The sequence below is a fragment of the Streptomyces sp. CCM_MD2014 genome (assembly GCF_000772045.1).
In the GTDB taxonomy this organism is placed as follows: Bacteria; Actinomycetota; Actinomycetes; order Streptomycetales; family Streptomycetaceae; genus Streptomyces; species Streptomyces salinarius.
This window is the reverse complement of sequence record NZ_CP009754.1, coordinates 3,015,857-3,035,989: the sequence shown is the minus strand read 5'-3', so window position 1 is coordinate 3,035,989 and position 20,133 is coordinate 3,015,857. Positions and strand designations below refer to the sequence as shown.

Below are 20,133 nucleotides of genomic sequence, written 5' to 3'. Positions count from 1 at the left end.
GGGGCCCGAGTGAGCGGGCTCTGGTCTAGTCCTGGGGCCGCTTGAGGCGGGCCACGAACTTGTAGCGGTCGCCCCGGTAGACCGAGCGCACCCATTCCACCGGCTGGCCGGTGCGGTCCTGCGAGTGCCGGGAGAGCATCAGCATCGGCAGGCCGACGTCGGTGCCGAGCAGGCCTGCCTCGCGCGGGGTGGCCAGGGAGGTCTCGATGGTCTCCTCGGCCTCGGCGAGGTGGACGTCGTAGACCTCGGCGAGCGCGGTGTACAGGGACGTGTACTTCACCAGGGAGCGGCGCAGCGCCGGGAACCGCTTCGCACTGAGGTGGGTGGTCTCGATCGCCATCGGCTCGCCGTTGGCCATGCGCAGCCGCTCGATGCGCAGCACCCGGCCGCCGGCGGTGATGTCCAGCAGCCCGGCGAGCCGGTCGTCGGCGGTGATGTAGCCGATGTCCAGCAGCTGCGAGGTGGGTTCGAGGCCCTGGGCCCGCATGTCCTCGGTGTACGAGGTGAGTTGCAGTGCCTGCGACACCTTGGGCTTGGCGACGAAGGTGCCCTTGCCCTGGATGCGCTCCAGGCGGCCCTCGACGACCAGCTCCTGCAGGGCCTGGCGCACCGTCGTGCGCGAGGTGTCGAACTCGGCGGCCAGCGTGCGCTCGGGCGGGACCGGCGTGCCCGGCGTCTGGGTCCGGGTCATGTCCAGCAGATGCTTCTTCAGACGGTAGTACTTGGGCACGCGCGCGGTACGGACGGTCGCCCCACCCTCGTTCTCCGCACTGCTGACGTCGGTGCTCATGCTCTGCCTTCCCGGCTCCGGGTGCCGAAGCGACCGCTTCCCTGTCGGCCACGGCTCACATCGTGGCACGGCTTCGTGCGGGGATGGCCCCGCACGCTCCGTGATCCCTTCTGTATACCCGTGGGAACACCCTTGGTCTAGTCCACAGCAGGGCCGGAGGTCGCTGGTACGCGCGTTCGGGGGCCGGTCGGCACGCCATTCGGTGGGGGGTGGTACACCCGGTCCCGGTGCGCCCGTTCTGTCGCTTGCGCAATGAAAGGTCCCTGCATATCTCGGTCGCATCACGGACGGACCGACTGGGTTTGAACACCCTTGACAGGCCTATTGGTCTGGGCCAAGCTCCCCCTACTGGTCTACACCATTGGTCCAGGTCCCGGCCCCAGGAGCGGTACGCGTTCACGCTTGAACCGCAGGGAGGCAGGGGGGTTTGTGGCATCCCTGAGGAGGGTGGCGTGAAGCGCAAGCTGATAGCCGCGATCGGTATCGCGGGCATGATGGCAAGCATCGCGGCGTGCGGAGGCTCGGACGACGACGCGTCCAAGCAGGACCCGAAGGACCGCAAGGGCGAACTCACCGTCTGGCTGATGGTGGACGCCCAGAGTAGCTGGCCCGAGCTGGTCAAGCAGGCGAACACCGAGTTCAACAAGAAGTACCCCGGGGTCAAGGTCAACGTCCAGTACCAGCAGTGGGGCGACAAGACCAAGAAGCTCGACGCCGCCCTCTCCGGCGACTCCTTCCCCGACGTGGTCGAACTCGGCAACACCGAGACCATGACGTACATCCTCAACGGCGCCCTCGGCGAGATCGACGCCAAGAAGTACGACAACTCGGACACCTGGATCGAGGGCCTCAAGGACACCTGCTCCTACGAGGGCAAGCTCTACTGCGTCCCGTACTACGCGGGTGCCCGCGTGGCGATCTACAACAAGGACATGTTCAAGGCCGGCACGGGCTCCGACCAGCTGCCGAAGACCGAGGACGAGCTGCTCAAGGCGCTCGACAAGGTCCAGGACAAGTACAAGAAGGACAACGCGTTCTCCGCGCTGTACCTGCCGGGCCGCTACTGGTACGCCGCCATGTCCTACGTGGCCGCCTACGGCGGTGAGATCGCCACCTACGACGAGGGCAGCAAGGAGTGGAAGGCCGCCCTGTCCACGCCCGAGGCGCAGAAGGGCATCCAGCACTTCATCGACCTGGTCAAGAAGTACAACCACGGTGACCAGACGAAGGACGAGCAGGACCACGCCAACGTCATGGCCAACGAGAAGACCGCCCTTCTCTACGGCAACGCCTGGGAAGCCGGCAGCGTCGTCGACTCCAAGACGAACGGCAACCCCAAGCTGAAGGACAAGATCGCCACGGCCGGCATGCCCGGTCCGGAGGGCAAGGCGCTTCCGTCCTTCATCGGCGGTTCCGACCTCGCGACCATCTCCAAGTCCGACCAGCAGGACCTGGGCCAGGAATGGATCTCGCTGTTCACCAACGAGAAGTCCCAGGCCGCCCTGGCCGAGAAGAACATCCTGCCGAACAACACCAAGCAGCTCGAGCCGCTGAAGGCCAAGCCCGAGACGGCGCCGATCGCCAACGCGGTCCCGGACGCCTGGTTCACCCCGATCGCGCCGGGCTGGTCCGCGATCGAGAAGAAGGAAACGCTCGAGACGATGCTCCTCGACATCCTCAAGGGCAAGTCGGTCGCCGAAGCCACGAAGGCCGCCGACGCGGAGATCAACTCCCTGATCAACGAGGCCTCCTGAGCCTCCCCGCTCGAAACCTCGTTGACCTCCGGTGCCTTGTCCGGCCGCTCGGCCGGGCAGGGCCGGTTGGGCGGCCGGCCGCCGCGGGCGTGCCGGCCGCCGACTCGATGCAGAACCCTTCGAACGGAAGGCCAGCACAGTGAGTGCCGCCGACATCAAGACAGCCGGCCCGGAGGTGTCCGCCTCGCGGCCGCCTCGCGGTGACGGCCCGGCGCCGTCCGCACCCCGGCGGAGCCGGTGGACGAACGGGCCGTTGCTGCCCTATCTGCTGATCGCGCCGGCTGTCGTGGCCCTCGCCGCGGTCTTCGTCTGGCCGCTGATCAAGACCGTGATCATGTCCTTCCAGGACGTCGGCCGACGGGAGCTGTGGACCGGCCAGGCCGCCGAATGGGTCGGCTTCGAGCAGTTCACCAACATCCTCGGTGACAGCGAGTTCTACGACGTCGTCTGGCGCACCGTGCTGTTCATGGTGGTGTGTGTCGTCAGCACGCTGGCCATCGGCCTCTTCCTCGCCCACTCCATGCAGCGCATGACCAAGGCGGTGCGCCTGCTGCTGACCGGCGCCCTGATCGCGGCCTGGTCGCTGCCCCTGCTGGTCGCCACCTCGATCTTCCGCTGGTTCGCCGACTCCGACTACGGCGTCGCCAACATGGTGCTCACCGAGTACCTGGGCCTCGACTTCCAGGGCCACAACTGGTGGCTCGACCCGAAGCAGGGCTTCCTCATGATCGGCGCCGTGGTGGTCTGGGGCGCCGTGCCGTTCGTCACCGTCACCCTGTACGCCGCCCTCACCCAGGTGCCGAGCGAGCTGGAGGAGGCGGCGGAGCTGGACGGCGCCGGGCGCGTCGGCGTGTTCCGCTACGTGACCTGGCCGGTGATCAAGCCCGTCTTCCAGATGGTGGCCACCCTCTCGGTGATCTGGGACTTCAACGTCTTCGGCCAGGTCTTCCTGATGCGCGGCAACAAGCCGGAGGAGGAGTACAACCTGCTCGGCCTCTACTCGTACGAGAAGGCCTTCGAGTCGAACAGCTTCAGCCAGGGCGCCGCCATCGCCCTGATCACCGTGCTGCTCCTCTCCGGCGTGGCCGTCTACTACCTGCGCCAGCTGCTCAAGATCGGAGAGGTCGAGTGAGCGACACGACAGCCCCCGGCGCCACGGCGCCCGAGTTCCGCCCCGACCGCAAGAAGCGCAGCCGGCACGTCTACAACCTCGTGGGTCTCGTCACCTTCGTGGTGATGGCCTTCCCGGTCTACTGGCTCGTGGTCAGCGCTCTGCGCCCCAACAACGAGATCCGGTCCTACGACCAGAAGCTCTGGCCGAACTCGATCACCTTCGACAACTTCAGCCGGGCGATCGACGCGCCGAACTTCGGCACCGCCATCCAGTCCAGCCTCATCATCTGCGTGACCGCCGTCCTCGGCGCCATGGTGCTCTCCACGATCGCGGCCTTCGCGATCGGCCGGTTCCGGTTCGCCGGCCGCAAGGTCTTCATGATCGTGCTGCTCGTGGTGCAGCTGCTGCCGCCCACGGCCATGCTGATCCCCCTCTACATCCAGCTGAACGACCTGGGGGCGATCAACGAGTACTGGGGCGTCATCATCATCTACCTGGTGAGCACGCTGCCCTTCGCCACCTGGATGATCCGCGGCTTCGTCGTGAACATCCCGCTGGAGCTGGAGGAGGCCGCGATGGTCGACGGCTGCTCCCGGATGGGCGCGTTCTGGCGCGTGATCTTCCCGCTGCTCGCCCCCGGCCTCGCCGCCGCGTCGATCTTCTCCCTGATCAACGCCTGGAACGAATACCTGCTCGCCTACATCGTGCTGCAGGACAACGACAAGTACACGCTCAACGTCTGGCTCATGAATTTCACCACCTCGCACGGCACCGACTACGGCGCCCTGATGGCCGCCTCGACGATGATCGCGATACCCGTCGTCGCCTTCTTCATGATCGTGCAGAAGAAGATGGCCGCCGGCCTCACCTCCGGCGCCGTGAAGGGATAGCCCACCCATGACGACCCTCGCCAGGGCCACCGACACCCTCACGCGCGACGCGCTCACCGTCCTCCAGCCCGGCTTCGCCGGGACCACCGCCCCCGACTGGCTGCTGCGCCGGCTCGGCGAGGGCCTGGCGTCCGTCGCGCTGTTCGGGCGGAACGTCACCTCGCCCGAGCAGGTGGCGGCGCTGACCGCACAGCTGCGCGCCGAGCGCGAGGACGTGCTGGTCGCGATCGACGAGGAAGGCGGTGACGTCACCCGACTGGAGGTGCGCACCGGCTCCTCCTTCCCCGGCAACCACGCCCTCGGCGCGGTGGACGACGTCGGGCTCACCCGGGCGGTCGCCGCGGAACTGGGCCGACGGCTCGCCGCCGCGGGCGTCGACTTCAACTGGGCGCCGTCCGCCGACGTGAACTCCAACCCGGACAACCCGGTCATCGGCGTACGCTCCTTCGGCGCCGACACCGACCTGGTCGCCCGGCACACCGCGGCCTACGTCACCGGCATGCAGTCCGCCGGCGTGGCCACCTGCACCAAGCACTTCCCGGGCCACGGCGACACGGGCATCGACTCCCACCACGCCATGCCGCGCATCGACGTGGACGCCGACGTGCTCGCCGAACGCGACCTGGTCCCGTTCCGCGCGGCCGTCGCGGCCGGCACCCGCGCGGTGATGAGCGCCCACATCCTGGTCCCGGCCCTGGACCCGGACCTTCCGGCAACGTTGTCCCGCCGCATCCTGACCGACCTGCTCCGGGGCGAGATGGGCTACGACGGGCTCATCGTCACCGACGGCATCGAGATGAAGGCGATCGCCGGCACCTACGGCATCGAACGCGGCACCGTCCTGGCCATCGCGGCCGGCGCCGACGCGATCTGCGTGGGCGGCGGCCTGTCCGACGAGGGCACCGTACGGCGGCTGAGCGACGCGCTGGTCGGGGCGGTCCGCGCGGGCGAACTCCCCGAGGAGCGCCTGGCCGACGCGGCGGAGCGGGTCAGGGCGCTGGCCCGCTGGACCACGGCGAACCGGCCGGGCCAGGGGGCTTCGGACACCGCGGACGGCGACGTCGGCCTGCGTGCCGCCCGCCGCGCGCTGCGGATCACCGTCGCGGGGGAGTCCGCGCCGCTCACCGAGCCGGCGTACGTCGCCGCGTTCACCCCGGTGGCGAACATCGCGGTGGGCGACGAGACCCCCTGGGGCGTGGCCGCCGAGCTGGGCCGCCTGCTCCCGGGAACCGAGACCGGCAGCTTCAACGGTGCCGACGCGGGTCGCGAGGCACTGGCCGCGGCGGGCTCCCGGCGCATCGTCGCCGTCGTGCGCGACGAGCACCGGCACCCCTGGATGGCGGCCGCCCTCGACGTCCTGCTGGCGGCCCGCCCGGACACGATCGTCGTCGAAATGGGCGTCCCGCGCGCGCAGGCCCGCGGCGCCCTCCACCTGGCCACCCACGGCGCGGCGCGCGTCTGCGGCCGGGCGGCGGCCGAGGCCATCGCCGGCGTCTGACGACCACCCGCCGCCGCACGGAAGGCGCCGGTCCCCTGACGGGCCGGCGCCTTCGGTGTGCGTGGCCGCGCACGGCCTTTTGGCGAAGGGCGGGCGCGCGAGCCCGGACGGTGGGCGAGGCAGGCCGTCGCCGCGCGGGTGCGGGTGCGCGCCGGTGGTGACGGGAGTACGGGTCCGGGTGCCGGTACCCGGGGCGGTGTCGCCGGGATGGGGGCGCCGTGCCGGTGGTGGTGCGGGTACGACGAAGGCGCCGGGGCCCTGTGACGGGATCCGGCGCCTTCCGCGCGCGTGGGTGTCCGCCCCTGTGGTGCGGGGACGGGCCGGGTCAGATGCCCTGCCAGTCCGGCTTGTGGGCGTAGGTGTGCCGGAAGTAGTCGGCGAGCTTCAGCTTGGACGCGGCGGCCTCGTCGACGACGACCGTGGCGTGCGGATGCAGCTGCAGGGCGGAGGCCGGGCACACCGCCGCGACCGGGCCCTCGACGCTCGCGGCGACCGCGTCGGCCTTGCCCTCGCCGGTGGCGAGCAGCACCACGTGCCGCGCCTCCAGGATGGTGCCGATGCCCTGGGTGATCACGTGGTGCGGCACCTGCTCGATGTCGCCGTCGAAGAAGCGCGCGTTGTCGACGCGGGTCTGCTCGGTCAGGGTCTTGATACGCGTCCGCGAGGCGAGCGAGGAGCACGGCTCGTTGAAGCCGATGTGCCCGTCGGTGCCGATGCCCAGCAGCTGGAGGTCGACCCCGCCGGCCCCGCTCAGCGCCCGGTCGTAGGCCTCGCACGCGCCCTGCACGTCCGCGGCCGTCCCGTCGGGGCCCATGAACGCGTCCATGCCGATGCCCAGCGGTTCGAGCACCTCGCGCCGCAGCACCGAACGGTAGGACTCCGGGTGCTCCGCGGGCAGCCCCACGTACTCGTCGAGCTGGGCGATCCGGGTCCGCGCGGTCTCCACGGCACCCGAGCGCACCTTGGCCGCCAGCGCCTCGTACACGGGCAGCGGCGTCGAGCCGGTGGCCACCCCGAGCAGGGCGTCGGGCTTGCGCCGGAGCAGCTGCGCCATGGCTTCGGCTATGAGCTCGCCGCCCGCCCTGGCATCGGGAACGATGACAACTTCCACGCTGGCCTGCCGTTTCGAAGAGAGGACTCACCCGGGGTCCGGGACTGGCTATGTGGTTTAGACCAATCTAACAGAGTGGGGCCCCGCGGTCGCGCCGAAACGGTCAGGTGGGTGGCGGTGTCCGGGCGGTGGCGTCAGGTCAGGGAACCTCCCGTGGCGTCCACCCAGCTTCCCGTGACCCACCGGCCCTCCCGCGAGGCGAGGAACGCGACCACGTCGGCCACCTCGGCCGGCGTCCCCACTCCGCCCAGCGCCGAGAGCGCCGCCGCCCGCTCCCAGCCGTCGGGGCTGCCGTACAGCAGCGCCGCCGTGTTGTCCGTGTCGATGATGCCGGGTGCCACCGAGTTCACCGTGATGCGGCGGGTGCCCAGCACCTTGGAGAGGTCGCGCGAGAGCACGTCCAGCGCGCCCTTCGTCATCGCGTACGCCATGTTGTCCGGCATCACGGCCGTGCGGGCCAGGCCCGACGAGACGTTGACGACCCGGCCGCCGTCGCGCAGCCGCGCCATGCCGTGCTTGAGGATGAAGAACGGCGCCTTCACGTTGACCGTGAAGACCGCGTCGTACTCCGCCTCCCCTATCTCCCCGATGGGGCGCGTGTTGCCGATTCCCGCGTTGTTCACCAGGACGTCCAGGCCGTCGGCGTGTCTGTCGAACTCCTCCCACAAGGTCTCGGCGGCGCCGGGGGCGCGCAGGTCCGCCCGGATCGTGAACGCCGATCCGCCGGCCGCCTCGATCGCGGCGACCGTGTCCTTCGCCGCCGCCTCGTTGCTCCCGTAGTGCACCGCGACCCGGGCGCCGTCCCGGCCCAGGCGCTCCGCGATGCCCCGCCCGATGCCCCTGCCGGCCCCCGTGACGAGTGCCGTCCTGCCTGCAAGCGCGCCCATGCCGGCGCCCCCTTCGCTTTCGCTAGTGGTCGTTACAGAAATGACCGTACAGCAGCCGGGAGGCTTTTATCTAGTGGACGCTATAAAATGCACTCCATGGTGAGCGGCGAGAAGACCGAACGATCCGAAGCCCCTGCTCGGAGCGGAGCGCGCAGGGCTCGCGGGCGCCCCCGCTCCTTCGACCGGGCGACGGCACTGGAGGCGGCGCTGCTGGCGTTCTGGGAGCACGGCTACGAGGCCACGTCCGTCTCCGACCTGACCCGGGTCATGGACATCGGTGCCCCGAGCCTGTACGCCGCCTTCGGCGACAAGCGCTCGCTGTTCGAGGAGGTCGTCCGGGAGTACGGGGTGCGGTACGGCTCGTTCGGCGACCGCGCCCTCGCCGAGGAGCCGACCGCGCGTGCGGGCATAGAGCGGATGCTGCGCGAGGCCGCCGCCGAGTACACGGCCCCCGGCCGGCCGCACGGCTGCCTCGTCGTCCACGCGGCCGCCAACTGCTCGACCGCCGAGGTCGAGGAGTCCCTGCGGGAGCGGCGCAACGCCAACATCGCGGCGATCGAGAGCCGGATCGCGGCCGACGTGGACCGGGGAGTGCTGCCGCCGGACACCGACGCCGCGGCCCTCGCCCGGTACACCGGCGCGATGATCCAGGGCATGTCGCAGCAGGCGCGCGACGGCGCGACCCGGGCGGAACTGGAAGCGCTCGCGGAAATTGCCCTGGCGGTCTGGCCCCGTGGTTGAGCCAACAGGGTTAGGCTTCTGGCGGCTGCCCGGCAGGGATGCAGTCGGTACGAGCCATCGACAACAAACAACGTCCACCGCATGGACACGGTAAGTGGTCTAGTCCAGAATGGTCGCTGAGACACTGACCGTGTCACTCACGCAAGGTGATCGTCGGGCTTCCGTCCTCCCCGCACAGGAGGACGGACCGAGGAACCGGAGCTCTCTGCCCTGACTGCCCCGGCTCCTCATCCTTCGGCCGACCGGGACCGCACACCCCACGGCCGATGTTGCTCCGGGCTGCGGTGCCGGGAGGGTTGAGGGTCCCTCTCAGGCGCCGCGGCCCGCGGGTGTTTCCGGGGGCCGTCCGGGCCGGGTCGGAGGCGAGGGCGGGGGAGCCGTGGACCGTGGCTGGTTTCCGTCGCCGTCCGTACCGCCAGGTACGCTCAGCCCCGTGCCCTCCATGAACGAACTCGTACGCCAGCACACCGCGCTCGACGACTCCGACCTCGAGTGGCTCCATCTGCTGGTCTCGGAGTGGCAGCTGCTGTCCGACCTCTCCTTCGCCGACCTGGTCCTGTGGGTCCCCACCCGCGACGGCACGCGCTACGTCTCGGTCGCCCAGATGCGGCCCAACACCGGCCCCACCTCGTACCAGGACGACATGGTCGGCCACCTGGTCCCGCGTGGCCGGCGCCCCATGCTGGACGCCGCCCTGGACGAGGGCCGCATCGTGCGCGAGGGCGACCCGGAGTGGCGCGAGGAGGTCCCCGTCCGCGTCGAGTCCATCCCCGTACGCCGCCAGGGCCGCGTCCTCGGGGTCATCGCCCGCAACACCAACCTGCTCACCGTGCGCACCCCGAGCCGGCTGGAGCTGACCTACCTGCAGAGCGCCTCGGACCTGGCCCAGATGATCGCGGCCGGCGCCTTCCCGTTCGAGAACCAGCAGGTCGACATGGACGCCTCGCCCCGCGTCGGCGACGGCCTGGTCCGGGTCGACGGCGACGGCATCGTCCAGTACGCCTCCCCGAACGCGCTGTCGGCCTACCACCGCATGGGCCTGGCAGCCGACCTGGTGGGCCAGCACCTGGGCCGGACCACCGCCGAACTGGCCCCCTCCCGCGGACCGGTGGACGAGGCGCTCGCCAAGGTCGCCAGCGGCTGGGCGCCGCGCGAGTTCGAGATCGAGGCGCACGACGGGGTGATCCAGTTCCGCGCCATCCCGCTCAAACCCAAGGGCACCCGCATCGGTTCGCTCGTCCTCCTGCGCGATGTGACGGAACTGCGCCGTCGCGAGCGCGAGTTGATCACCAAGGACGCCACCATCCGGGAGATCCACCACCGGGTGAAGAACAACCTCCAGACGGTGGCGGCCCTGCTGCGCCTGCAGGCCCGGCGCATCGAGTCCGACCGGGGTCGCGAGGCGCTGGAGGAGGCCGTGCGCCGGGTCGGCTCGATCGCGATCGTGCACGAGACGCTCTCCCAGAACCTGGACGAGCGCGTGGAGTTCGACGAGATCGCCGACCGGGTGCTGGCGATGGTGGCCGAGATCTCCCCGGGCAGGGTCACCGGCCGGCGCACCGGCCGCTTCGGCATCCTCGACGCCGAGGTCGCCACCCCGCTCTCCATGGTGCTGACCGAGGTGCTGCAGAACGCCCTGGAGCACGGCTTCCGGGACAACGACACCGGCACGGTCGAGGTCTCGGCGGTCCGCGGCGGTACGACCAAGGAGGCCCGGCTCCTGGTCACCGTCCAGGACGACGGCGTGGGCCTGCCCGAAAACTTCGACCCGCACCGCTCCGGCAACCTCGGTCTGCAGATCGTCCGCACCCTGGTGGAGGGTGAGCTGGGCGGCACCTTCGACATGGTCCCGGCCTCGGAGCGGGGCACGCGGGTGATCCTCGACATCCCGGTGCCGGCCGGGAAGTAGCAGCCGTCACACGACGGGCACAGCCGGGTGGTGGGCACAGCAAAAAGCCCCGGACCCGTGAAGGTCCGAGGCCTGTGCTCGTGCGCTACATCGTCCGATGCGCATCGGGGGTACTGCGCGCTGCGGCTCGGGAGCGGGGGATGCGTACTCGCTGTACGCGCCGCCAAGCTGAGGCTGTCAGTAGGGGTGGGTTGTCAGGCGGAGGCCTGACGAGCCCGGTTGCGGGCGGCACGGCGCTTCATTGCGCGGCGCTCGTCCTCGCTGAGACCACCCCAGACGCCGGAGTCCTGACCGGACTCGAGCGCCCACTGCAGGCACTGCTCCATGACGGGGCAGCGACGGCAGACGGCCTTGGCTTCCTCGATCTGCAGCAGCGCGGGACCGGTGTTGCCGATGGGGAAGAAGAGCTCGGGGTCTTCCTCGCGGCAAACGGCGCGGTGACGCCAGTCCATGGCTGCTACCTCTCCTTGGTAATACATGCTGGGATGCTTGTGAATGTGAACGCTTTCACGAATCCCTCAACAAGGGAAGGGCCTACCGCCAGGTTCCCTGGCGTGGTCCTGTGGTTTGAAGAGGGGTTCCGGTGATCTGTGGATGCCGGTCTTGCGGGCTGTCCCGATCGCCAAGAAGAGACTCGCAAACCTCGGCGGCGGATACAACCCCTTCCGGAAAGTTTTTTTTGATTCTTCGGTGTCGACTAGGTCACAGCCGTACTTCCATGGGGTGGATCCTGGTCTAAACGTTCGAGTGAAAGGACTTTCGCCCCTTCTGCTCACACAATCACACGCAGTGCACGGCGTACGCCTGTGAACGTCACGCTGGTACGCAACCCCAGGTGGTCACCGTCCATCTGAAGGGGCAGGGGCACCTTCGAATGCAAGGTGAACTCGGTCAGATCGTGCAGGGAGACCGCGTGCCGACCGCGCGGCCCGCGCTCGGGGGACGAAGTGAGCAACTGGGTGCCATACCGGGCAACCGCGGCCGTCGACAGCCGGCTGAGGCCGAAGACGTCGAGCGCGGTGTCGAACGAGGCCTGGGGAGAGGCGTAGATCGGGCGGTTGCCGAGGAACGTCCAGGGACAGGTGTTCGAGACTATGGACAGCACCAGATCGGTGACCGGGTCCTCGCCCGGCCGCTCCAGTGTGATCGTCCCGCTGCGGCGGTGCGGCTCGCCGATGAGCTGGCGCACCACCTGACGGACGTAGAGGGCGTGTGTCGACTTCCTGCCGCGCTCACGGTGCTGCTCGACGCGGCCGACCACGCCGGCGTCGAAGCCCAGTCCGGCGTTGAAGGTGAACCAGCGGGCCGGGACCGCCTCGTCCTCGGTGCCCGGCGTACCGGATGCCAGGCCGAGACCGACGGTCCGCTCGCTGCCCTCGCGCAGCGCGTCCAGCAGCGCTCCGGTGGCCTCCACCGCGTGGTTGGGCAGGCCGAGGGCGCGGGCGAAGACGTTGGTGGAACCGCCCGGGACCACGGCGAGACCGGGCAGGTGCTCCGGGTCGGGGCCCGCGTGCAGGAGGCCGTTGACGACCTCGTTCACCGTGCCGTCGCCGCCGAGGGCCACCACCAGGTCGACGTCGTCGCTCTGTGCCGCCTGCCGTCCGAGGTCGCGCGCGTGGCCGCGGTACTCGGTGGTGACCGCCTCCAGCTTCATCTCGCTCGCCAGCGCGTGGATCAGCACGTCGCGCGTACGCGCACTCGTAGTGGTTGCCGCCGGATTGACCACGAGAAGTGCACGCATGGTGTGCAGCGTACCTACCGGGCGGTACTCGGCCCAGACCGGAGTGAAGATCGCCACCCGGGCCCGCCGCGCGTGATACGCCCGACACCCGGGCGGGCGCGGGCGGAGGCGGGCCGACGGCTACCCTGCAGGGGTGAGCAGTGAGCAGACCCCCGACCCCGTCTCCGCAGTCGCCGAGGAGGCAGAGCCTCGCCCCGCCCGGGTGACCGCCGCCGCCGCGATCGCCGGGCTGGAGGGCCTGGCGCTCGTCGTCGGCGGCGCCTGGATGCTCGTGGGAGGCCTCACCGGACACCCCGACGACCGCACCTCGGCCGTCACCGGCGGCGTCACCCTGATCGTCCTCGCCCTGCTGCCGCTGCTCGCCGCCCGCGGACTGCTCCGCCTGCGGGGGTGGAGCCGGGGCCCGGCCGTGATCACGCAGATCATGGCGCTGCCCGTCGCCTACAACATGGCGGGGGCCGACAGTTTCGCCGTCCCGGCGGGCGCCGTGCTCGGTGTCGCGGCGCTCACCGCGCTGTACCTGCTCATCAACCCCGAGACCACCCTGGCCCTCGGCATCCGGGGACCGGGCAACGCCGGCAAGCGGCCGTAGGGCGACCGCCGGCCGGCTGCTACTCCTCGACCAGCAGCTTCTCCCGCAGCTGTGCCAGCGTGCGGGCCAGCAGCCGGGACACGTGCATCTGCGAGATCCCGACCTCCTGCGCGATCTGGGACTGGGTCATGTTGCCGAAGAAGCGCAGCAGCAGGATGCGCTTCTCCCGCGGCGGGAGGTCCTCGAGCAGCGGCTTGAGCGACTCCCGGTACTCCACCCCTTCCAGCGCCTCGTCCTCGGCGCCGAGGGTGTCGGCGACCGCCGGGGACTCGTCGTCGGTGTCCGGGACGTCCAGGGACAGCGTGGAGTACGCGTTGGCCGACTCCAGGCCCTCCAGGACCTCCTCCTCCGAGATCGACAGCTTCTCGGCGAGTTCGTGGACCGTGGGGGAGCGGCCGTGCAGCTGGGAGAGCTCCGCCGTGGCCGTCGTCAGGGCCAGCCGCAGCTCCTGGAGCCGGCGCGGGACGCGCACCGCCCAGCCCTTGTCCCGGAAGTGCCGCTTGATCTCACCGACGACCGTGGGCGTCGCGTACGTGGAGAACTCCACCCCGCGGTCCGGGTCGAAGCGGTCGACCGACTTGATCAGGCCGATGGTGGCGACCTGGGTGAGGTCGTCCAGGGGCTCGCCGCGGTTGCGGAAGCGGCGCGCGAGGTGCTCGACGAGCGGCAGGTGCATGCGGACCAGCCGATTGCGCAGCTCCGCGTACTCCGGGCTCTCCTTCTCCAGCGTGCGCAGCTCGGCGAACAGCAGGCGCGCCCCGCTGCGGTCCTGCGGGTCGTGCCGTGTGCCCTGCGTGCCCCGTGCACCCGGCGCGTGGCCGTCGGCGTGTCGCTCGTGCTCGCTCATCGTCCCGCCCGTCGCCCTTTCCCGAGCCCGCGCCTCCGCTCGGACGGGCCGGACGGGGGTCCCCCCGGTCCGCTGCCCGTCGCCCGGAACGACGGCCTCGGGCGAGGTCTCGTCCTCCGGATGCGGCCGGGCCTGCTCGGGGATGCCGTCGATGCCGTCCGCCGTGCGTCGCGCCTCGTTCTCAGAACGTGTGCCCTCGGCCGGCAGCTCCCGTGTACCGCGCTCTTCGTCCCGCACCGGCCCGTCCCCGTCCCTCACGTCGGCCCGGGTCCCGCGCCGCGCTGTTTGTAGAGGCTGATCGAAACGGTGTTGTCCTCGTCCACGGCGGAGGAGACCTTGCCCGCGAGGGCGGAGAGCACCGTCCAGGCGAACGTGTCCCGCGAGGGGGCGTGGCCGTCCGTGGTCGGCGCCGAGACGGTGACCTCGAGCGAGTCGTCGACGAGGCGGAAGACACAACTGAGCACCGAGCCGGGCACGGCCTGCTGGAGCAGGATCGCGCAGGCCTCGTCGACTGCGATGCGCAGGTCCTCGATCTCGTCGAGGGTGAAGTCCAAACGAGCTGCGAGGCCGGCCGTCGCCGTACGCAGCACCGACAGGTAGGCACCCGCGGCCGGCAGCCGGACTTCGACGAAGTCCTGGGTCGCGGGCTCGCCTGCGATCTGGGACACCCTCACCTCCAAGGTGGTACAAGCGTTGCAGGGCCGAGGGACGCCCCCTCGGACAACGCGATGCATGGTTCAGCGGTGACGTTATCGCGCTCCGAAGTTTCCTGTCCCCAGGACCCCAACCCCGTGCTGTCACTCATAGTAAACACGCGAACACGCACAGTGGCTAGGGGGTTGGCGGGCCCAAATCGGAAGAGCGCGCGCCGGGTTGACGTACCCAGACGTCAGACGTTCGAACCGTCCCCGGCGGAGGTCACACGAGGACGTGATCGACGAAGCACCAACGCCAGCTCTCCCCGGGCTCGAAGGTCCGCATCACCGGATGTCCGGTCTCCTTGTAGTGCGCCGTCGCGTGCCGGTTCGGCGAGGAGTCGCAGCAGCCGACATGGCCGCAGCTGAGACACAGCCTCAACTGCACCGGGTCCGTGCCCTCGGCCAGACACTCCGGGCAGGTCTCGCCGCACGGCTCGGGTTCCGGGTGCGGCAGCGCGTCGGCGTGCGTGCACTGTTTCATGATTGCCAGGTTACGACGGCTGTGCGGGAGACCGCGCGGAAGAACGAGGGCGGGCGAGGACGATGGACGTGATGCCGCTGCTGTTGCTGGTGGCCGGCAGCGCCGCGGTCGCCGCGGCGGGACGGCGGGTGCCGGTGCCGGTGCCGCTGCTGCTGGTCGCGGCGGGCCTGGCGGTGAGCTACGTCCCGGGTGTGCCCGACTACACCCTCGACCCGCACATCGTGCTGCCCCTGCTGCTGCCCCCGCTGCTTTACACGGCGGCCACCGACAGCTCCTACCTCGACCTGCGGGCACAGGCCCGGCCCGTCGCGCTGCTGTCCGTGGGCTACGTCCTGTTCGCCACCTTCGTCGTCGGCGGCGCGGCCTACCTCATCGTGCCGGGCCTGCCGCTGACCGCGGCCCTGGTGCTCGGCGCGGTCGTGGCGCCGCCGGACGCCGTCGCGGCCACGGCGGTCGCCCGCCGGGTGGGGCTGCCCTCCCGCATCACCACGATCCTGCAGGGCGAGTCCCTGGTGAACGACGCCACCGCGATCACCGCCTTCAAGGTGGCGCTCGCGGCGGCCGTCGGCGAGGGCGCCACCTGGGCCGGCGGCATCGGCGAGTTCCTGATCGCGGCGGTGGGCGGCGTCGGCGTCGGGCTGGTGCTGATGGTGCCCCTGCACTGGCTGCGCACCCACCTCACGGAGGCGCTGCTGCAGAACACGCTCTCCCTGCTGATCCCGTTCGTCGCCTACGCGGTCGCCGAACAGGTGCACGCCTCGGGGGTGCTCGCGGTGGTCGTCGTCGCGCTCTATCTGGGCCACCGCGCGTGGGAGGTGGATTTCGCCACCCGGCTCCAGGAGGAGGCGGTGTGGAAGATGGTGGCGTTCGTCCTGGAGTCGGCCGTGTTCGCCCTCATCGGACTCCAGCTGCCGGTCGTCCTCAAGGGCCTGGGGGAGTACGAGGGGACCGACGCCGCCTGGTACGCGCTCGCCCTCTTCCTGGTGGTCGCCGTGGCGCGGTTCGTGTGGGTGTATCCGGCGACCTTCCTGCCCCGGCTGTCGGCACGCGTACGCGCGCGCGAGGGCGACCTCTCCTGGAAGGGGCCGTTCGTGATCGGCTGGGCCGGGATGCGGGGCGTGGTCTCCCTGGCCATCGCCTTCTCCATCCCGATGACCGTGCACGGCGGCGAGCCGTTTCCGGAGCGCAACCTCATCCTGTTCCTGACCTTCACCACCGTCATCGGCACGCTGGTCGTCCAGGGTGTCAGCCTGCCGCCGCTGATCCGCCTGCTGAAGTTCCCCGCGCACGACGTGCGGGCCGAGACGCTGGCGGAGGCCAACGCCCAGGCGCAGGCCTCGCGGGTCGCCGAACAGCGCCTGGACGACCTGCTCGCCGACGAGCGCAACACGCTGCCGGCCCCCCTCGCCGACCGCCTCCGCACGGTGCTGGAGCGCCGTCGCAACGCCGTCTGGGAACGGCTCGGCCAGGTCAATCCGGTCACGGGCGAGACCGTCGACGACACCTACCGGCGGCTCTCCCGGGAGATGATCAGCGCCGAGCGAGAGGTCTTCGTCCGCCTGCGGGACGGCCGCTACATCGACGACGAGATGCTCCGGACGCTGCTGCGCCGGCTGGACCTGGAGGAGGCGGCGGCCTACCGGGAGACCACATGAGCCGGCGCTCCGGCCCGGGCAGGCGCTGGGGGAAGGGGCAGGCCCTAGGGAAAGGGGCGGCCGGTGACGACCGCCGCCAGGGTCGTCCCGCGCGGGAAGGCGCCCTCCTCGGTGAGCGCGAGCAGGGCGTACAGCAGCTTGGCGACGTAGACGCGCTCGACTGCCAGGCCGTGGCGCTGCTCGAAGTCCTCGGCGAAGGCGTCGAGGCCGGGCGTCGTGCGGGCGTAGCCGCCGTGGTGGAAGCGGTCGTCCAGGCTCCAGGTGCCGCGGTGCCCGCCGAACGCGCGTTGCTGGAGCCGCCGTATGTCGTCCTCCAGGAAACCGCCCTTGAGCACGGGTATGCCGAGGGCCCGCCGCCCCGGAGGGAGCCCGGCGGCCAGCCCCGCCAGCGTGCCGCCGGTGCCGCAGGCGAGGGCGGCCACGTCGGCGTGTTCGCCCAGCTCCTCGCCCAGGGCGCGGCAGCCGCGGACGGCCCGGGCGTTGCTGCCGCCCTCGGGGACGACGACGGCGTCCTCGGCCTCCACCGCGCGCAGCAGGGCGGCCAGGGTCTCCGGTTCGGCCTTGCGGCGGTACGTCGAGCGGTCGACGAAGCGCAGCCGCATGCCGTCGGCTGCGCACCGGGCCAGCGAGGGGTTGAGCGGCAGGTCCGCCAGTTCCTGACCGCGGACGACACCCACCGTGGGCAGCCCCAGCAGGCGCCCGGCGGCAGCCGTGGCCCGCAGGTGGTTGGAGTAGGCGCCGCCGAACGTGACGACCGTACGGCCGTCCGCCGCGGCGAGATTCGGCGCCAGTTTGCGCCATTTGTTGCCGACCAGTTCGGGGTGGATCAGATCGTCCCGCTTGAGCAGCAACCGGACACCGTGCCGCTCGAAGCGTCCGTCCGCCACCTCCCGCAGGGGAGAGGGCAGACGGGGCCGCAGGGCGGCGAGGTCGCGGGTGTCGGTGCCGGTCACCCCGCCATTGTCACGCCACCGCGCGCGGCGAACACCTCGCGTCCGCCGGTCCCCGGGTTCGGCCGCGGCGAACGCCTCGCGTCGGCCGGTCCCGGACCACTTCGGGCGGTCCTCGGTCACTTCAGCCGGTCGCGGATCCGCTCCCGCATGGAGTCCATCGTGAACCCGCGCGGATCCACCTTCCCCGGCTGCCACTCCAGGTGGCCGATGACGGACCGCTCGTTCCAGCCGTGGTGGCGGCACACGGCCGCGGCGGCCCGCTCGATCGCCTCCAGTTGCGCCGCCGGCCACGGATCGTCGCCGTCGCCGAGGTTTTCGCACTCGAAGCCGTAGAAGTGCCGGTTGCCGTCGGTGCCTGCCTCGTTGTCCCGGGGCAGCGCCTTCTGGGCGATCACCGCGCGCAGGACGTCGTCGTCGCCCGGGCCGGCGTGGTTGGCGCGGCCGTACCCGACCAGATGGACCCGGCCGTCCTTGGTGACGACCCCGTGGCACAGCGGGCCGGACAGAGTCTCGTGGCCCTTGCGGCAGACGTCCACCGTCCGCGCGCTGCCGCTGGTGGCCGTGTGGTGGATCATCACACCGTGCACGGGCCCCCAGGGCCCCTTGTGGTTGCGGTTGTGCTCCCGCCAGTCACCGACCTCGACGACGGTGAGGCCCTCGGCCTTCAGTGCCTTGAGGAAACTGCTCGCGGACATGGGTGAGGCCACGGCCGGCTCCTTCGCGCTGCGCGACGACCGCCCGACGCGACCGCCTCGTACGGAGCTTGTACCGAAACGGAGTGCCTCCTATTGCTTGTTCGCTCCGGCCGTTCCGTGTTCGGCCCGTGTGCGAGCGGTTTCGGACACTCCCGTCCCGGCGCGGAGCCGCCGAAGTGGGCGGCTCCGCGCCGGACTTGTCACCCGGACGCCGAACAAGCCCCCATATCTGCCCCGGCCGCGCGTGATCCATTCCCGCTCTTTCGTGTAATAGCACCGGCACGCTCCGTGAGGAAGGCTGGTCCACGCACATCGATGCCGGGCGCAGTCGTCCGGCATGACCGGGAGGGCAATTCCTTATGTCGGTAGGCGAAGAGGTCCGCACCGAGCAGACCAGGCCGCAGCAGAGCCTCGGCACGGCGGCCGCGCGGAACCTGGCCACCACCACCAAATCCGTTCCTCAGATGCAGGAGATCAGCTCGCGCTGGCTGCTGCGCACGCTCCCCTGGGTGGACATTCAGGGCGGCACGTACCGGGTGAACCGGCGTCTGACCTTCGCCGTCGGCGACGGCCGCGTGACGTTCGTGAAGACCGGAGACCGCGTCGAGGTCATCCCCGCCGAGCTGGGTGAGCTGCCGGCCCTGCGCTCGTACGAGGACGAGGAGGTCCTGTCGGAGCTCGCGCAGCGCTGCGAGCAGCGGGAGTTCGGTCCCGGTGAGGTGATCGCCTCGTTCGGCGGCCGTGCCGACGAGGTCTACCTGCTGGCGCACGGCAAGGTCGAGAAGGTCGGTACCGGTCCCTACGGCGACGACGCGGTGCTCGGCGTTCTCGCCGACGGCGCCTACTTCGGCGACCAGGCGCTGCTCGACGGGGACGCCATCTGGGAGTACACCGCCCGCACGGTGACCGCCTGCACGGTGCTCGTGCTGCCCCGCCAGGAGGTGGAGCAGGTGGCGGAGCGCGCCGACTCCCTGCGCGAGCACCTGGAGCAGCGGCGCGCGATCCCGGAGCAGCGCACCAACAAGCACGGTGAGAAGGAGATCGACCTCTCCGCCGGTCACAGCGGCGAGCCGGACATCCCGCACACCTTCGTCGACTACGAGGCCCGGCCCCGCGAGTACGAACTGAGCGTCGCCCAGACGGTGCTGCGCATCCACTCGCGCGTGGCCGACCTGTACAACCAGCCGATGAACCAGACCGAGCAGCAGATCCGGCTGACGGTCGAGGCGCTGAAGGAGCGTCAGGAGCACGAACTCATCAACAACCGTGAGTTCGGCCTGCTGCACAACTGCGAGTACGACCAGCGCATCCAGCCGCACGACGGCGTGCCCGGCCCGGACGACCTCGACGAACTGCTCAGCCGCCGGCGCGGCACCAAGCTGCTCCTCGCCCACCCGCGGGCCATCGCCGCCATCGGCCGCGAGCTGAACAAGCGCGGACTCGTCCCGGAGACGATCGACATCGCCGGGAACCGCATCCCGACCTGGCGCGGTGTGCCGATCTACCCGTGCAACAAGATCCCGGTCACCGAGGCCCGCACGTCCTCGATCATCGCGATGCGTACCGGCGAGCAGGACCAGGGCGTCATCGGTCTGCGGGCCACCGGCATCCCCGACGAGATCGAGCCGAGTCTGTCGGTGCGTTTCATGGGCATCAACGAACAGGCCGTCATCAAGTACCTGGTCACGACCTACTACTCGGCCGCGGTCCTCGTGCCGGACGCGCTCGGCGTCCTGGAGAACGTCGAGATCGGCCGCTGGCAGTGACGCCACTGTCC

19 protein-coding genes are annotated in these 20,133 nt (G+C 70.7%); 9 read left to right on the top strand and 10 right to left on the bottom strand.

Annotated features, from left to right (window positions below; all coding sequences use genetic code 11):
• Positions 1 to 25 precede the first annotated feature (25 nt).
• Positions 26 to 790 (bottom strand): GntR family transcriptional regulator, encoded by a 765-nt coding sequence (locus tag NI25_RS13090; RefSeq protein ID WP_003973740.1) that lies wholly within the window; start codon positions 788 to 790, stop codon positions 26 to 28.
• 452 nt (positions 791 to 1,242) lie between these two features.
• Between NI25_RS13090 and NI25_RS13085 the strand changes: the two genes are divergently transcribed.
• From NI25_RS13085 to NI25_RS13070, 4 genes are all read left to right on the top strand, one after another.
• The gene (locus NI25_RS13085; RefSeq protein ID WP_061442618.1) at positions 1,243 to 2,544 is read left to right on the top strand and encodes a sugar ABC transporter substrate-binding protein; all 1,302 of its coding nucleotides are present in this window, start codon (positions 1,243 to 1,245) and stop codon (positions 2,542 to 2,544) included.
• Between the two features lie 139 nt (positions 2,545 to 2,683).
• A complete protein-coding gene (locus NI25_RS13080; RefSeq protein ID WP_061442617.1) occupies positions 2,684 to 3,676 on the top strand; it encodes a carbohydrate ABC transporter permease in 993 nt (330 codons plus the stop codon).
• On the top strand, positions 3,673 to 4,548 hold the full coding sequence (locus tag NI25_RS13075; RefSeq protein ID WP_061442616.1) for a carbohydrate ABC transporter permease: 876 nt from the start codon (positions 3,673 to 3,675) through the stop codon (positions 4,546 to 4,548). Before NI25_RS13080 ends, NI25_RS13075 begins: the two co-directional genes overlap by 4 nt.
• Before the next feature lie 7 nt (positions 4,549 to 4,555).
• The gene (locus NI25_RS13070) at positions 4,556 to 6,046 is read left to right on the top strand and encodes a glycoside hydrolase family 3 protein (RefSeq protein WP_061442615.1); all 1,491 of its coding nucleotides are present in this window, start codon (positions 4,556 to 4,558) and stop codon (positions 6,044 to 6,046) included.
• Between the two features lie 325 nt (positions 6,047 to 6,371).
• Here NI25_RS13070 and nagB read toward each other — a convergent pair whose 3' ends face one another.
• Together nagB and NI25_RS13060 are read right to left on the bottom strand one after the other, a co-directional pair.
• Entirely contained in the window at positions 6,372 to 7,157 is a 786-nt protein-coding gene (gene nagB / locus NI25_RS13065) for a glucosamine-6-phosphate deaminase (RefSeq protein WP_061442614.1), read from the bottom strand.
• Positions 7,158 to 7,291: 134 nt separating this feature from the next.
• Complete coding sequence (locus NI25_RS13060; RefSeq protein WP_061442613.1) at positions 7,292 to 8,044, bottom strand: SDR family oxidoreductase; 753 nt, start codon at positions 8,042 to 8,044, stop codon at positions 7,292 to 7,294.
• 96 nt (positions 8,045 to 8,140) lie between these two features.
• On the opposite strand from NI25_RS13060, the gene NI25_RS13055 reads away from it, so the two are divergent.
• Both NI25_RS13055 and NI25_RS13050 read left to right on the top strand, forming a co-directional pair.
• Positions 8,141 to 8,785 (top strand): TetR/AcrR family transcriptional regulator, encoded by a 645-nt coding sequence (locus tag NI25_RS13055; RefSeq protein ID WP_061446902.1) that lies wholly within the window; start codon positions 8,141 to 8,143, stop codon positions 8,783 to 8,785.
• A 433-nt stretch (positions 8,786 to 9,218) separates the two neighbouring features.
• Complete coding sequence (locus NI25_RS13050; RefSeq protein ID WP_061442612.1) at positions 9,219 to 10,694, top strand: sensor histidine kinase; 1,476 nt, start codon at positions 9,219 to 9,221, stop codon at positions 10,692 to 10,694.
• 194 nt (positions 10,695 to 10,888) lie between these two features.
• Here NI25_RS13050 and NI25_RS13045 read toward each other — a convergent pair whose 3' ends face one another.
• The gene (locus tag NI25_RS13045) at positions 10,889 to 11,146 is read right to left on the bottom strand and encodes a WhiB family transcriptional regulator (protein ID WP_003973730.1); all 258 of its coding nucleotides are present in this window, start codon (positions 11,144 to 11,146) and stop codon (positions 10,889 to 10,891) included.
• Between the two features lie 320 nt (positions 11,147 to 11,466).
• Positions 11,467 to 12,435 (bottom strand): diacylglycerol/lipid kinase family protein, encoded by a 969-nt coding sequence (locus NI25_RS13040; RefSeq protein ID WP_061446901.1) that lies wholly within the window; start codon positions 12,433 to 12,435, stop codon positions 11,467 to 11,469.
• 133 nt (positions 12,436 to 12,568) lie between these two features.
• Here NI25_RS13040 and NI25_RS13035 point away from each other — a divergent pair, with 133 nt between their 5' ends.
• Complete coding sequence (locus tag NI25_RS13035) at positions 12,569 to 13,027, top strand: hypothetical protein (RefSeq protein ID WP_061442611.1); 459 nt, start codon at positions 12,569 to 12,571, stop codon at positions 13,025 to 13,027.
• Between the two features lie 19 nt (positions 13,028 to 13,046).
• Here the strand turns inward: NI25_RS13035 and NI25_RS13030 are convergent, their stop codons facing one another.
• The 3 genes from NI25_RS13030 to NI25_RS13020 form a co-directional block, all read right to left on the bottom strand.
• The gene (locus tag NI25_RS13030; protein WP_061442610.1) at positions 13,047 to 14,132 is read right to left on the bottom strand and encodes an RNA polymerase sigma factor SigF; all 1,086 of its coding nucleotides are present in this window, start codon (positions 14,130 to 14,132) and stop codon (positions 13,047 to 13,049) included.
• Positions 14,129 to 14,542: a hypothetical protein gene (locus NI25_RS13025; protein WP_061442609.1), complete on the bottom strand. Its 414-nt coding sequence runs from the start codon at positions 14,540 to 14,542 to the stop codon at positions 14,129 to 14,131. The genes NI25_RS13030 and NI25_RS13025 overlap by 4 nt, the downstream gene beginning before the upstream one ends.
• Positions 14,543 to 14,792: 250 nt before the next feature.
• Complete coding sequence (locus tag NI25_RS13020) at positions 14,793 to 15,053, bottom strand: UBP-type zinc finger domain-containing protein (protein WP_061442608.1); 261 nt, start codon at positions 15,051 to 15,053, stop codon at positions 14,793 to 14,795.
• A gap of 62 nt (positions 15,054 to 15,115) precedes the next feature.
• Here NI25_RS13020 and NI25_RS13015 point away from each other — a divergent pair, with 62 nt between their 5' ends.
• Positions 15,116 to 16,708 carry a Na+/H+ antiporter gene (locus NI25_RS13015; RefSeq protein ID WP_061442607.1) on the top strand — a complete coding sequence of 531 codons (1,593 nt, stop codon included), beginning with the start codon at positions 15,116 to 15,118 and terminating at the stop codon, positions 16,706 to 16,708.
• Positions 16,709 to 16,752: 44 nt separating this feature from the next.
• On the opposite strand, the gene NI25_RS13010 is transcribed toward NI25_RS13015, so the two are convergent.
• Both NI25_RS13010 and NI25_RS13005 read right to left on the bottom strand, forming a co-directional pair.
• Positions 16,753 to 17,661 carry a 1-aminocyclopropane-1-carboxylate deaminase/D-cysteine desulfhydrase gene (locus tag NI25_RS13010; protein WP_061442606.1) on the bottom strand — a complete coding sequence of 303 codons (909 nt, stop codon included), beginning with the start codon at positions 17,659 to 17,661 and terminating at the stop codon, positions 16,753 to 16,755.
• Positions 17,662 to 17,777: 116 nt separating this feature from the next.
• Positions 17,778 to 18,356 (bottom strand): N-acetylmuramoyl-L-alanine amidase, encoded by a 579-nt coding sequence (locus NI25_RS13005; protein WP_061442605.1) that lies wholly within the window; start codon positions 18,354 to 18,356, stop codon positions 17,778 to 17,780.
• Positions 18,357 to 18,715: 359 nt separating this feature from the next.
• Between NI25_RS13005 and NI25_RS13000 the strand changes: the two genes are divergently transcribed.
• Complete coding sequence (locus NI25_RS13000) at positions 18,716 to 20,122, top strand: family 2B encapsulin nanocompartment shell protein (protein WP_061442604.1); 1,407 nt, start codon at positions 18,716 to 18,718, stop codon at positions 20,120 to 20,122.
• Positions 20,123 to 20,133 lie beyond the last annotated feature (11 nt).